The organism is Enterobacter sp. N5-15, from assembly GCF_057221635.1.
Map to the genome: position 1 here is coordinate 4,498,079 of NZ_CM170150.1, position 13,364 is coordinate 4,511,442.

The 13,364-nt window shown below is 57.8% G+C and carries 8 protein-coding genes and 1 pseudogene; 2 read left to right on the forward strand and 7 right to left on the reverse strand.

What is annotated here, in order from left to right; translation table 11 throughout:
* Positions 1-319: 319 nt before the first annotated feature.
* Entirely contained in the window at positions 320-3,025 is a 2,706-nt protein-coding gene (gene malT, locus AC2TE5_RS21355; protein WP_213329107.1) for an HTH-type transcriptional regulator MalT, read from the forward strand.
* A 21-nt stretch (positions 3,026-3,046) separates the two neighbouring features.
* Here malT and AC2TE5_RS21360 read toward each other — a convergent pair.
* The 4 genes and pseudogenes from AC2TE5_RS21360 to glpE all read right to left on the reverse strand — a co-directional run bounded on the left by AC2TE5_RS21360 (position 3,047) and on the right by glpE (position 6,363).
* Positions 3,047-4,260 (reverse strand): annotated as a pseudogene (locus AC2TE5_RS21360) (IS481 family transposase).
* A 117-nt stretch (positions 4,261-4,377) separates the two neighbouring features.
* Positions 4,378-5,136, reverse strand: a complete 759-nt coding sequence (locus AC2TE5_RS21365) for a DeoR/GlpR family transcriptional regulator (RefSeq protein ID WP_008503060.1) — start codon at positions 5,134-5,136, stop codon at positions 4,378-4,380.
* 16 nt (positions 5,137-5,152) lie between these two features.
* The gene (gene glpG, locus AC2TE5_RS21370; protein WP_121426134.1) at positions 5,153-5,983 is read right to left on the reverse strand and encodes a rhomboid family intramembrane serine protease GlpG; all 831 of its coding nucleotides are present in this window, start codon (positions 5,981-5,983) and stop codon (positions 5,153-5,155) included.
* Positions 5,984-6,030: 47 nt separating this feature from the next.
* Positions 6,031-6,363: a thiosulfate sulfurtransferase GlpE gene (gene glpE / locus AC2TE5_RS21375; protein ID WP_006177908.1), complete on the reverse strand. Its 333-nt coding sequence runs from the start codon at positions 6,361-6,363 to the stop codon at positions 6,031-6,033.
* Positions 6,364-6,551: 188 nt separating this feature from the next.
* On the opposite strand from glpE, the gene glpD reads away from it, so the two are divergent.
* Entirely contained in the window at positions 6,552-8,060 is a 1,509-nt protein-coding gene (glpD, locus tag AC2TE5_RS21380; RefSeq protein ID WP_032662239.1) for a glycerol-3-phosphate dehydrogenase, read from the forward strand.
* A 95-nt stretch (positions 8,061-8,155) separates the two neighbouring features.
* Here the strand turns inward: glpD and glgP are convergent, their stop codons facing one another.
* Genes glgP through glgC form a run of 3 tightly spaced genes read right to left on the reverse strand, consistent with a single transcriptional unit; the run spans position 8,156 to position 13,350 of the window.
* Positions 8,156-10,603, reverse strand: a complete 2,448-nt coding sequence (gene glgP, locus AC2TE5_RS21385) for a glycogen phosphorylase (RefSeq protein WP_213329106.1) — start codon at positions 10,601-10,603, stop codon at positions 8,156-8,158.
* 18 nt (positions 10,604-10,621) lie between these two features.
* Positions 10,622-12,055 carry a glycogen synthase GlgA gene (gene glgA, locus AC2TE5_RS21390; RefSeq protein ID WP_063144255.1) on the reverse strand — a complete coding sequence of 478 codons (1,434 nt, stop codon included), beginning with the start codon at positions 12,053-12,055 and terminating at the stop codon, positions 10,622-10,624.
* The gene (gene glgC, locus AC2TE5_RS21395; protein ID WP_063144256.1) at positions 12,055-13,350 is read right to left on the reverse strand and encodes a glucose-1-phosphate adenylyltransferase; all 1,296 of its coding nucleotides are present in this window, start codon (positions 13,348-13,350) and stop codon (positions 12,055-12,057) included. The genes glgA and glgC overlap by 1 nt, the downstream gene beginning before the upstream one ends.
* Positions 13,351-13,364: the final 14 nt, after the last annotated feature.

Below are 13,364 nucleotides of genomic sequence, written 5' to 3' on the forward strand. Positions count from 1 at the left end.
CATCGGGTCACCTTTATGGAGACTATTACTCTCACTCAACTTTACCCGGACTTTATTAAATTTGACGTCACTATACCTTTCTGAAACCAGTTTCAGCGCAGCGGTAATGTATACAGACAAGCCAGCAGTGACGCGGCGTGAAGCCCCTTTCGAGAAAGTTCCAACATTTGCCTGAATGTTTTGTGACAGAGTGCAAATTCAGAACCACAAAACCCAGACATAACTTGCAATAGTTCTCTTTCTGTTCGACCTTATATCCTATTAATTACGAAGCGCAAAAAAAATAAAATCTCTCGTTCCCCACAGTGAAGTGAAACCTATGTTGATTCCGTCTAAATTAAGTCGCCCGGTTCGCCTTGACCATACAGTGGTTCGCGAGCGTCTGTTGGCTAAACTTTCCGGCGCGCATAATTTCCGACTGGCGCTGGTTACGAGCCCTGCAGGCTATGGAAAAACAACGCTCATTTCGCAATGGGCCGCGGGTAAGAGCGATCTTGGCTGGTACTCCCTCGACGAGGGCGATAACCAGCAGGAGCGTTTTGCCAGCTATCTGATTGCCGCCATACAGCAAGCCACCCATGGACACTGCGTCGCCAGTGAGGTGATGGTGCAAAAGCGCCAGTACGCCAGCCTGTCCTCCCTTTTCTCTCAGCTGTTTATCGAACTGGCCGAATGGCATCGCCCGCTTTACGTGGTGATTGATGATTACCATCTCATCACTAACCCGGTGATTCATGAATCGATGCGTTTCTTCCTGCGCCATCAGCCGGAAAACCTGACCTTAGTGGTGCTGTCACGCAACCTGCCGCAGCTGGGTATTGCCAACCTGCGCGTGCGCGATCAGCTTCTGGAAGTGGGCAGCCAGCAGCTGGCCTTTACCCACCAGGAAGCGAAACAGTTCTTTGACTGCCGACTGACATCGCCCATTGAGGCCGCCGAAAGCAGCCGCCTGTGCGATGACGTTGCCGGCTGGGCCACGGCGCTGCAGCTAATCGCCCTCTCTGCCCGGCAAAACAACAGTCCGGCGCATCAGTCTGCGCGGCGTCTGGCGGGCATCAACGCCAGCCACCTTTCTGACTACCTCGTGGATGAGGTGCTGGACAGCGTCGATCCCTCGACGCGTAATTTCCTGCTGAAAAGCTCTCTGCTGCGTTCCATGAACGATGCGCTGATCGTGCGCGTCACCGGTTGTGAAAACGGTCAGCTACAGCTCGAAGAGATTGAACGTCAGGGCCTTTTCCTGACGCGCATGGACGATCCGGGCGAGTGGTTTAGCTATCACCCGCTGTTTGGCAGCTTCCTGCGCCAGCGCTGTCAGTGGGAGCTGGCGGTTGAACTTCCGGAGATCCACCGCGCCGCTGCCGAAAGCTGGATGGCACAAGGCTTCCCGAGCGAGGCCATCCACCACGCGCTGGCCGCCGGTGATGCCAGCATGCTGCGCGATATCCTCCTCAACCATGCGTGGGGCCTGTTCAACCACAGCGAACTGACGCTGCTGGAAGAGTCTCTCAAAGCCCTGCCGTGGGAAAGCCTGCTGGAGAACCCGCGTCTGGTTCTGCTGCAGGCCTGGCTGATGCAGAGTCAGCATCGCTACAGCGAAGTGAACACCCTGCTGGCGCGCGCCGAGCAGGAGATGGAAAGCGAAATGGATACCACCCTGCACGGCGAGTTCAACGCGCTGCGCGCTCAGGTGGCCATTAACGACGGCGACCCGGACGAAGCTGAGCGGCTGGCGATGGTCGCGCTGGATGAACTGCCGCTGGCTAACTTCTACAGCCGCATCGTGGCGACCTCGGTGCACGGCGAGGTGCTGCACTGCAAAGGCGACCTCACCCGTTCGCTTTCACTGATGCAGCAAACCGAACAGATGGCGCGTCGGCACGATGTCTGGCATTACGCGCTGTGGAGCCTGATCCAACAGAGCGAGATTTTATTTGCACAGGGGTTCCTGCAGGCCGCCTGGGAAAACCAGGAAAAAGCGTTCCAGCTGATTCGTGAACAGCACCTGGAACAGCTGCCGATGCACGAGTTCCTGTTGCGTATTCGCGCTCAGCTGCTGTGGGCATGGTCGCGTCTGGATGAAGCGGAAAGCTGCGCCCGCCAGGGTGTGAATGTCCTTTCCAGCTTCCAGCCTCAGCAGCAGCTGCAGTGTCTGGCGCTGCTGGTGCAGTGCTCGCTGGCGCGCGGCGATCTCGATAATGCCCGCAACCATCTTAACCGCCTGGAGAACCTGCTCGGCAACGGTCAGTATCATAGCGACTGGGTCTCCAACGCCGATAAGGTCCGGGTGATTTACTGGCAGATGACCGGCGATAAAAAATCCGCCGCCAACTGGCTGCGTCAGACGCCCAAACCGGAATTTGCGAACAACCACTTCCTGCAGAGCCAGTGGCGCAACATTGCCCGCGCGCAGATCCTGCTCGGTGAATTAGAGCCCGCTGAGATTGTGCTGGAAGAGCTGAACGAGAACGCGCGCAGCCTGCGTCTGATGAGCGACCTGAACCGCAACCTGCTGCTGCTGAACCAGCTCTACTGGCAGGCGGGTCGTAAAAACGATGCCCAGCGCGTGCTGCTCGAAGCACTGCAGCTGGCTAACCGCACCGGGTTTATCAGCCACTTTGTGATTGAAGGTGAAGTAATGGCGCAGCAGCTGCGTCAGCTTATTCAGCTCAACACGCTGCCGGAGCTGGATCAGCATCGCGCCCAGCGCATTCTGCGCGAGATTAACCAGCATCATCGGCACAAGTTCGCGCACTTTGATGAGAACTTCGTTGAACGTCTGCTGAACCACCCGGAAGTGCCGGAGCTTATCCGCACCAGCCCGCTCACCCAGCGTGAATGGCAGGTTCTGGGGCTGATCTATTCAGGCTACAGCAACGAGCAGATCGCCGGCGAGCTGGCGGTGGCGGCGACCACCATCAAAACGCATATCCGCAATCTGTATCAGAAGCTGGGTGTGGCGCATCGACAGGATGCGGTGCAGCATGCGCAGCAGCTGTTGAAGATGATGGGGTATGGGGTTTAGGTTTTGTGCAGCCTGATGCCCTCACCCCGACCCTCTCCCTGTACAGTCCGGGGACATGGTAGACAGGTGTTCGGGGACATGGTGAACACTTTTTATCATCCTTTACCCATGGTGATCGACTTTTTCTTCAGGTCGATCACCCCCACTTTCGTGCTGTACCACCACACCTCGTAGCTGCCGTCTTCCTGCATCTCCTTCAGCCCGACCCGTTCTCCCCTGAACGCCTTGCCTGCCTTCAGACTTACCCCTTTCACGCTCAGCTTTCCGCTGATATCCACCTTCCTGACCATCACGCCCTCGTCGTATTCCGGGGGCGTTGTGGTGCAGCTGTACTGCCGCGCTGACGGCTGATACCGCGAGCCCGGTACCGCCATATCCAGCGCCTCGTGCGGGCGTTCAAGGTTATAGACCGTCCGCCAGTGGTCGAAGGCGCGCTGCAGCTCACCGCTGTCTGCGAACCATTTTCCCTGCAGTACTTCCGCCTTCAGGCTGCGGTGAAAACGCTCCAGCTTGCCCTGCGTCTGCGGATGATAAGGCCGGGAGTGCCCCACCCGGATACCGTGGCGCATCAGCCACAGCTCCAGCGCCGTCCAGGTGCCGGTGGTGTCGCCCCACGGTGAGCCGTTGTCCATCGTCATCCGGTCCGGCAGGCCGTAACGCTCAAACACGCTGACCAGCTGCTGCTGCACGGTCTCGCGCCGTTCATCGGTACAGTGCGCCAGGCACAGGGAAAAACGGGAGTGGTCGTCCAGCAGGGTGAGCGGATGGCAGCGGCCGCCGCCAAAGGGAAAGTGGCCCTTAAAATCCATCTGCCAGAGGCGGTTCGGCGCGTCATGTTCGAACCGTCCCGTGGGGGGAATGCCCGGTGAAGCGCCCGGCAGCAGACCATGGCGGGCCATCAGGCTATGGACGGTGCTGAAGGCGGGCATGCGGTGCCCCTGGTCCTCGAGCCAGCGCTTTATCTTGCGTGCGCCCCAGCGCTCATGGCGGTCATGCGCCATGCGCAGCAGGGCTGTGATGTCGTCAGATGAGCGGTTCGGGGAATGGTGCGGTATGCGCGGGCGGTCCTGAAGGCCGGCGGCACCTTCCTGAGCCCAGCGGCGAAGCCACTTGTAGCCTGTGGCAGGTGAAATACCGTAGTGACGGCAGAGGGAACGAATGTTCGCCCCGTCCTGCGAGGCGAACAAAACAAACTCGGTACGTAATGACATGGTATCTCTCGCATCCCAGGGCATAAGCGACTCCATAAACGGGTTCTTATGCCTTAGTTGTAAGTGTCTACCATGTCCCCGAACAAGTGTTCACTATGTCCCCGGACCGTACACTCCCACAGGGAGAGGGAGAACGGCTTTTCAACACAACTCTAACTGCAAATTATTATCCTTAATCACCTGCATCACGCCCGCCGGCGGCATCACGTCGGTATAGACCGCATCCACCATGCTGATGCTGCCCATGTTCACCATCGCGTTACGGCCAAACTTGGAATGGTCCACCACCAGCATCACGTGGCGCGAGTTTTCAATAATCGCGCGCTTGGTGCGTACCTCGTGATAATCGAACTCCAGCAGGGAGCCGTCGCTGTCGATGCCGCTGATCCCCAGAATGCCGAAGTCGAGGCGGAACTGAGAGATAAAATCGAGGGTCGCTTCGCCAATAATCCCACCGTCGCGGCTGCGCAGTTCGCCGCCCGCGAGGATGATGCGGAAATCGTCTTTCTGCATCAGGGTATTGGCCACGTTCAGGTTATTGGTGACCACGCGCAGGTTCTCGTGATCCAGCAGCGCATGGGCCACCGCTTCCGGCGTGGTGCCGATATCAATAAACAGCGTCGCCCCGTTTGGGATCTGGCTGGCGACCTTGCGGGCAATGCGCTCTTTCTCTGCCGTCTGCGTGGCTTTACGGTCGTGCCAGGAGGTATTGACCGAACTGGACGGCAGCGCCGCCCCGCCGTGGTGGCGAAGAATGCGGTTCTGATCGGCCAGGTCGTTCAGGTCACGACGGATGGTTTGTGGGCTGACGGCAAACTGCTCCACCAGCTCTTCGGTGCTGACGTATCCCTGTTTTTTTACCAGTTCGATAATAGCGTCATGACGTTGTGTTTGTTTCATCAATTATCCCTGAGAATTATGTTCGTTTTCGCGCATGGAGCGTGTCGGCAAACGCCATCGCCAGCCCCACGGCCAGCCCGGCGACGTGTGCACCGTTGGCGATAGACATACCAAACAGATCAAACCATCCGGCAATTAGCCATATTAACGCAAAGGTTATTAATCCGCGTTGCAGATAGATGCCGCTTTCCGGATCGCGCTCCCCGCGAAGCCAGACATAGCCCATCAGGGCGTACACGACGCCCGACAGCCCGCCGAACCACGGCCCGCTGAACTTGTGCTGCACATAGCCGCTCAGCAGGGCGCTGATAAGGGTGATAACGATCAGCTTGCCGCTGCCCAGACGCTTTTCAACGGCACCGCCGAGATACCACCACCACAGCAGGTTAAAGAGGATATGCATCACCGAGAAGTGCATCAGCGCGTGGCTAAAGTAGCGCCAGACGTCAAACTCAAGAGACGGGTCATAGGGCCAGGCCAGAGCAATCATCACGCTCTGGTCGCCCACCACGTTCATAATAATGAAGACGATAATGCAGGCCGCCATCAGCAGCAGCGTAAACGGGCCCGCGCGTTCGCGGATGGTGGCAAGGAAGGGAAAACGGCTGTAGTGCAATCCGCTGCCGGTCTGCCCGGACTGCCAGCTGGCCGCCAGATAGCGCGGGTCGCCGGGGTTCTCAAGAAAACGCGCCAGCTCTTCGTTTACGCGCGCGGCCTGGCTCTCGTCGGCCAGCCAAACGTCGGTCTGGTTATGTTGCTGAATGGTCAGAATAACGCCCTGCGTCGCCATATAGTCGACAAACGCCTGGGCGACGCGCGGGTTGGTAAAAGAGGTGATCATCAACATGGGCAGCGGTCGCTTATTTCCACACAAAAGGGGACAGTATAGCGGGATCAGCGCTCAAAAGCGTATTCCACTTCTGCCGGGAAATGACGATGCCAGGCATCGAAGCCGCCGTCGACGCTGTACACCGCGTCGTAGCCCTGCTGAAGCAGATACTGCGCCGCACCTTTGCTGCTGTTGCCGTGGTAGCACATGACCATGACCGGCGTCTCGAAGTCGTTATCGCGCATAAACGCGCCCAGCGTGTCGTTGGTGAGATGGAACGCGCCCGGCGTGTGGCCCATCGCAAAACTCTGCGGATCGCGGATGTCCACCAGCACCGCTTTTCCCTGGTGCATCTTCTGGTGGGCTTCTTCTACGTTAATACATTCAAACTGATCCATGGTGTTCTCTTTACAGTGGTCAACGACAAGATTTTACCCCGTAGTGTACGTCCTGGCGGCGGGTAAACGCCATTATGTTATCCATATCACTCTAAATTGTTTTTTTGATGTTACCAAAAGCGCGTTCCTTTGCTATTATGAGCGATATCGAACATTTCTGAGCTTTAACGAAAGTGCATGAGGGTGTTATGGAAACCAAAGATCTGATTGTGATAGGCGGTGGCATCAACGGTGCCGGTATTGCGGTTGATGCCGCAGGACGCGGTTTATCCGTACTGATGCTGGAAGCTAACGATCTCGCCTGCGCGACGTCGTCCGCCAGCTCCAAACTGATTCACGGTGGCCTGCGCTACCTGGAACACTACGAATTCCGCCTGGTCAGTGAAGCGCTGGCCGAACGTGAAGTGCTGCTGAAAATGGCGCCGCATCTGGCTATTCCGATGCGCTTCCGCCTGCCCCATCGCCCGCATCTGCGTCCGGCGTGGATGATCCGAATTGGTCTGTTTATGTACGATCATCTGGGTAAACGCACCAGCCTCCCGGGTTCGAAAGGTTTGCGTTTTGGCTCAGAATCGGTCCTTAAGCCAGAAATCGTGCGCGGTTTCGAATATTCCGACTGCTGGGTGGACGATGCGCGCCTGGTGCTGGCGAATGCCCAGATGGTCGAGAAGAAAGGTGGCGAGGTGAAAACCCGTACCCGCGCGACCGCTGCCCGTCGTGAAAACGGCCTGTGGATTGTGGAAGCGGAAGACATCGATACCGGCGAGAAATTCAGCTGGAAAGCGCGCGGCCTGGTGAACGCTACCGGCCCGTGGGTGAAGCAGTTCTTCGACGACGGCATGCATCTGCCTTCGCCGTACGGCATTCGCCTGATCAAGGGCAGCCACATTGTGGTGCCGCGCGTGCATACGCAGAAGCAGGCCTACATTCTGCAGAACGAAGACAAGCGCATCGTGTTTGTGATCCCGTGGATGGACGAGTTCTCGATCATCGGTACCACCGACGTGGAGTACAAAGGCGATCCGAAGAACGTCGAGATCGACGAGAGCGAAGTGAACTACCTGCTCAAAGTGTATAACGCGCACTTTAAGAAACAGCTGTCTCGCGATGACGTTGTCTGGACCTACTCCGGCGTGCGTCCGCTGTGCGATGACGAGTCTGACTCGCCGCAGGCGATTACCCGCGACTATACGCTCGATATTCACGACGTTGACGGCCAGGCGCCGCTGCTTTCCGTGTTTGGCGGCAAGCTGACCACCTACCGCAAGCTGGCCGAGCACGCGCTGGAAAAACTGGCGCCGTACTATAAAGGCATTGGCCCGGCATGGACCAAAGGCGCGGTACTGCCCGGCGGTGATATCGGCGATAACCGCGATGATTACGCCGCGAAGCTGCGCCGTCGCTTCCCGTTCATCACCGAAGGAATGGCGCGCCACTATGCCCGCACCTACGGCAGCAATACCGAGCTGTTCCTGGGCGATGCGAAGGACATTGCGGATCTGGGCGAGCATTTTGGCCACGAGCTGTACGAAGCCGAGCTGCGCTACCTGGTTGAGCACGAGTGGGTTCGTCGTCTGGATGATGCTATCTGGCGTCGTACCAAAGAAGGGATGTGGCTCAACGCCGAGCAGCAGTCTCGCGTGGCGCAGTGGTTACTGCAAAATGCGGGGAAGCGTGAGCTGTCGCTGGCGTCGTAATACGATCGGTGCGGGCTGATGCCCTCACCCTGACCCTCTCCCACAGGGAGAGGGAACAAACACTAACAACGGCAACCGAGGTTGCCGTTTTGCTTTTATAACCTCACCGGATCAATATGCCAGATCGTCTCGGCATACTCCTTGATGGTCCTGTCAGACGAGAAATAGCCCATATTGGCGATGTTATACATCGCGGCGCTGGTCCACTTCTCCTGCTGACGATACAGTTCGTCCACCTTATCCTGACAGTCCACGTAGCTGCGATAATCCGCCAGCACCTGGTAGTGATCGCCAAAGTTAATCAGCGAATCCACCAGATCGCGATAGCGGCTCGGTTCATCCGGGCTAAACACGCCGGTCGCGATCTGCGTCAGCACCTGGCGTAACTCTTCATCCTCTTCGTAATATTTACGCGGCGAGTAGCCTTTCCTGCGCAGCGCCTCCACCTCTTCCGTCGTATTACCGAAGATAAAGATATTTTCTTCGCCCACGTGCTCCAGCATCTCAACATTCGCCCCGTCAAGCGTACCAATGGTCAGCGCGCCGTTAAGGGCAAACTTCATGTTGCTGGTGCCGGATGCTTCCGTACCCGCCGTAGAAATCTGCTCAGAAAGATCCGCCGCCGGGATGATCATCTGCGCCAGGCTCACGCTGTAGTTCGGAATGAACACCACCTTCAGCTTGTCGCCAATGTCCGGATCCTGGTTAACCACCTTCGCCACATCGTTGATGAGATGAATGATGTGCTTCGCCATGTAGTAGGCAGAGGCCGCCTTACCGGCGAAGATCTTCACGCGCGGCACCCATTCGGCCGTTGGATCGGCCTTGATGCGGTTGTAATGGGTGATCACGTGCAGCACGTTCATCAGCTGACGTTTGTATTCGTGGATGCGTTTGATCTGAACGTCGAACAGCGCTTTCGGGTTTGCCACCACGTTGAGGTGCATCGCCAGCCAGACCGCCAGACGCTTTTTGTTCAGCAGCTTGGCTTCGCGCACGGCTTTGTTCACCGTCGGGAAATCAATGTGCTGTTCCAGCTCGCTCAGCTGGCTCAAATCGGTCCGCCAGGTACGGCCGATATTCTCGTCCAGCACCTCAGAGAGCGGCTGGTTGGCCAGCGCCAGCCAGCGGCGCGGCGTGACGCCGTTGGTCACGTTGCAGAAGCGCGTCGGGAAAATCTTCGCGAAGTCCGCAAACAGCGACTGCACCATCAGGTTCGAGTGGAGCTCGGACACGCCGTTGACCTTGTGGCTGATGACCACCGCCAGCCAGGCCATGCGCACGCGGCGACCGTTTGATTCATCAATGATGGACGCGCGGCTCAGCAGCCCGGTATCGTTCGGGTACTGCTCCTGCAGCGTCTTGAGGAAGTAGTCGTTAATCTCAAAGATGATCTGCAGATGGCGCGGCAGGATTTTGCCGAGCATGTCCACCGGCCACGTTTCCAGCGCTTCGCTCATCAGCGTGTGGTTGGTGTAGGAGAACACCTGACAGGTCACTTCAAACGCGTCATCCCAGCTGAACTTATGCTCGTCGATCAGCAGGCGCATCAGCTCCGGAATGGAGAGCACCGGGTGGGTGTCGTTAAGGTGAATCGCGGTTTTCTCCGCCAGGTTGGCGTAGGTTTTGTGCAGCTGATGGTGGCGGCTGAGGATATCCTGAATCGTCGAAGAGACGAGGAAATACTCCTGACGCAGGCGCAGCTCGCGGCCGGAGTAGGTCGAGTCATCCGGGTACAGCACGCGGGACACGTTCTCGGAGTGGTTTTTATCTTCCACCGCCGCAAAGTAGTCACCCTGGTTGAATTTACCGAGGTTAATTTCGCTACTGGCCTGGGCACTCCACAGGCGCAGCGTGTTGGTGGCATCGGTGTCATAGCCGGGGATAATCTGGTCGTAGGCTACGGCCAGGATCTCTTCCGTTTCGACCCAGCGGGATTTTTTGCCTTCCTGCTGGATACGCCCGCCAAAGCGTACCTTGTAGCGCGTATTGTGGCGCTTGAACTCCCACGGGTTGCCGTACTCCAGCCAGTAGTCCGGCGACTCTTTCTGACGCCCGTCGACGATGTTCTGTTTGAACATACCGTAGTCGTAGCGAATACCGTAGCCGCGGCCCGGCAGCGCCAGCGTCGCGAGCGAGTCGAGGAAGCAGGCGGCGAGACGCCCCAGGCCGCCGTTGCCGAGGCCCGGGTCGTTCTCTTCATCGATCAGTTCTTCTAAATCTAACCCCATCTCTTCCAGTGCGGTTTTGACGTCGTCATAAATACCGAGCGACAACAGCGCGTTGGAAAGCGTGCGGCCAATCAAAAATTCCATCGACAGGTAGTAAACCTGACGCGTTTCCTGCGAGAGCTGGGCGCGGTTTGAGCGCAGCCAGCGTTCCACTAAACGGTCACGCACCGCAAACAGGGTGGCGTTCAGCCACTCGTGTTTGTTCGCAATAACCGGATCTTTCCCGATGGTGAACATCAGCTTGTAGGCGATGGAGTGCTTTAACGCCTCAACGCTGAGCGTGGGTGAAGAGTAGCTAAATGGAGCGTTCATATCAGTAACTTCGCCTCGTTACATCAAGCGTTGATAGAGATCGCGGTATGACTGCGCCGCGACATGCCAGCTAAAGTCCATGGACATCGCCTGACGCTGAACGTAACGCCAGAGCGATGGACGGGACCACAAGACGAAAGCACGCCGAATCGCCCGAAGCAGCGACCAGGCATTACTGTCCTCAAAGACAAACCCGCTGGCGATACCGTCCGCCAGGTTTTCCAGAGAGCTATCGGATACGGTATCCGCCAGCCCGCCCGTGCGGCGTACCAGCGGCAGCGTGCCGTATTTCAGACCGTAAAGCTGCGTCAGGCCGCAGGGTTCGAAACGGCTCGGCACCAGGATGACGTCCGCGCCGCCCATGATGCGGTGCGAGAACGCTTCGTGGTAGCCAATCTGCACGCCCACCTGCCCCGGATGTTCCGCGGCGGCGGCAAGGAAACCTTCCTGCAGCACCGGGTCGCCCGCGCCGAGCAGCGCCAGCTGCCCGCCCTGCTCCAGTAAACCGGGCAACGCCTCCAGCACCAGATCCAGCCCTTTCTGGCTGGTCAGGCGGCTGACCACCGCGAACAGCGGCACCTTGTCGTTAACCTTCAGGCCCATCGCAATCTGCAGCTGGCGTTTGTTTTCCGCTTTGTCTTCCACGGAGTCACGGCCATAGCGCGCCGCCAGCAGGAGATCGGTCTCCGGGCTCCAGATCTGTTCATCCACGCCGTTCAGAATGCCCGACAGGCGGCCTTCGCGATGGCGCTGTTGCAGCAACCCTTCCAGACCGTAGCCAAACTCCGGCTGGGTGATCTCACGCGCGTAGGTTGGGCTCACCGCCGTGATGTGATCGGCGTAGTACAGCCCGGCTTTCAGGAACGAGATCTGCCCGTTAAATTCCAGTCCGTGCATGTTATAGAACGATAATGGCAGATCGATTTCACTCATGTGATGGGCATAGTACATCCCCTGATACGCCAGGTTATGCACGGTAAAGACCGATTTGGCCGGATGGCCGCGCGCCGCGAGATACGCCGGGGCAAGCCCGGCGTGCCAGTCGTGCGCGTGCACCACATCCGGACGCCAGAACGGATCCAGCCCCGTCGCCATTTCGGCACCGACCCAGCCGAGCAGCGCAAAGCGCAGCACGTTGTCGGTATAGGCGAACAGGTTCGTATCGTGATACGGGCTGCCCGGTCGATCGTATAAGTGCGGCGCGTCGATCAGGTAAATCCCTACGCCATTGTAATGTCCAAACAGCAGGGTGATGCGTCCGGCGAAGGTCTCACGGCGGGTCACCACTTTTGCATCAGGTATACCGCGCCGGATATCCGGAAAGGCGGGCAGCAGGACTCGGGTATCCACGCCTCCGGCGATTTGCGCCGCCGGTAATGCACCCAGAACATCCGCCAGACCGCCCGTTTTTAACAACGGGAACATCTCAGAACATACGTGTAAAACCTGCATCATCGCTCCTGTTTGATCTGCAGCTTCCGCAACATTTCCCGTGTAACTAACACGATCCCCTCTTCCGAACGATAGAAACGACGCGCGTCTTCTTCCGCGTTTTCACCAATCACCATCCCTTCGGGAATGACGCAGGCACGATCGATAACGCAGCGACGCAGACGACACGAGCGACCTACCCAGACATCAGGCAGTAAGACTGCCGAATCGATATTACAGAATGAATTTATCCGCACGCGGGGGAACAGCACCGACTGCACCACCACCGAGCCTGAAATAATGCACCCGCCGGACACCAGCGAGTTCAGCGTCATACCGTGGCTGCCGGAGCGATCCTGCACAAATTTCGCCGGCGGCAGCGATTCCATATGGGTACGAATCGGCCAGTTCTGGTCGTACATATCCAGCTCAGGCGTGACCGACGCCAGGTCGAGGTTCGCTTTCCAGTACGCTTCCAGGGTTCCCACATCGCGCCAGTAGGGTTCCGCATTCGGGTCGGACTGCACGCAGGACAGCGGGAAAGGATGTGCATACGCCATGCCAGCTTTCGTGATTTTCGGAATGATGTCTTTACCGAAGTCGTGGCTGGAGTTTTCGTCTTTGTCATCTTCTTCCAGCAGCTCATAAAGATATTCTGCATCAAAGATGTAGATCCCCATGCTGGCAAGCGATTTGGTGTCATCGCCCGGCATGGTTGGCGGGTTCGCCGGTTTTTCAACAAAGTCGATAATTTTGTCGTCGGCATCCACGTGCATCACGCCAAACGCCGTCGCTTCAGCAACGGGCACGGGCAGACACGCCACGGTGCAGCGCGCCCCTTTTTCGACGTGATCGATGAGCATGTGGGAGTAATCTTGCTTGTAGATGTGGTCCCCGGCGAGGATCACGATGTATTCCGCGCTGTAGCGACGAATGATGTCGAGGTTCTGCGTCACCGCATCCGCCGTCCCGCGGTACCAGTTCTCGCCGTGAACGCGCTGCTGAGCAGGAAGGAGATCGACAAACTCGTTCATCTCTTCGCTGAAGAATGACCAGCCGCGCTGGATATGCTGAACCAGCGTGTGCGACTGATACTGCGTGATGACGCCAATACGGCGAATGCCCGAGTTCAGGCAGTTGGAGAGCGCAAAGTCGATGATGCGGAACTTACCACCAAAGTGAACAGCCGGTTTGGCGCGCTTGATGGTCAAATCTTTCAGACGGGTACCACGCCCACCCGCAAGTATCAGGGCAACCGTTTTTAATGGTAGCTGGCGTGCCAACATTAAGGGATCGTTCTTCTCTAATCTAACCATGACTAACTCCTTTT

Excerpts from the sequence above, each read along its gene's own strand:
- glgP (WP_213329106.1), bottom strand. The coding sequence starts at position 10,603 with ATGAACGCTCCATTTAGCTACTCTTCACCCACGCTCAGCGTTGAGGCG.
- glpD (WP_032662239.1), top strand. The coding sequence starts at position 6,552 with ATGGAAACCAAAGATCTGATTGTGATAGGCGGTGGCATCAACGGTGCC.
- glpG (WP_121426134.1), bottom strand. The coding sequence starts at position 5,983 with ATGTTGATGATCACCTCTTTTACCAACCCGCGCGTCGCCCAGGCGTTT.
- malT (WP_213329107.1), top strand. The coding sequence starts at position 320 with ATGTTGATTCCGTCTAAATTAAGTCGCCCGGTTCGCCTTGACCATACA.
- glgA (WP_063144255.1), bottom strand. The coding sequence starts at position 12,055 with ATGCAGGTTTTACACGTATGTTCTGAGATGTTCCCGTTGTTAAAAACG.
- AC2TE5_RS21365 (WP_008503060.1), bottom strand. The coding sequence starts at position 5,136 with ATGAAACAAACACAACGTCATGACGCTATTATCGAACTGGTAAAAAAA.
- glpE (WP_006177908.1), bottom strand. The coding sequence starts at position 6,363 with ATGGATCAGTTTGAATGTATTAACGTAGAAGAAGCCCACCAGAAGATG.
- glgC (WP_063144256.1), bottom strand. The coding sequence starts at position 13,350 with ATGGTTAGATTAGAGAAGAACGATCCCTTAATGTTGGCACGCCAGCTA.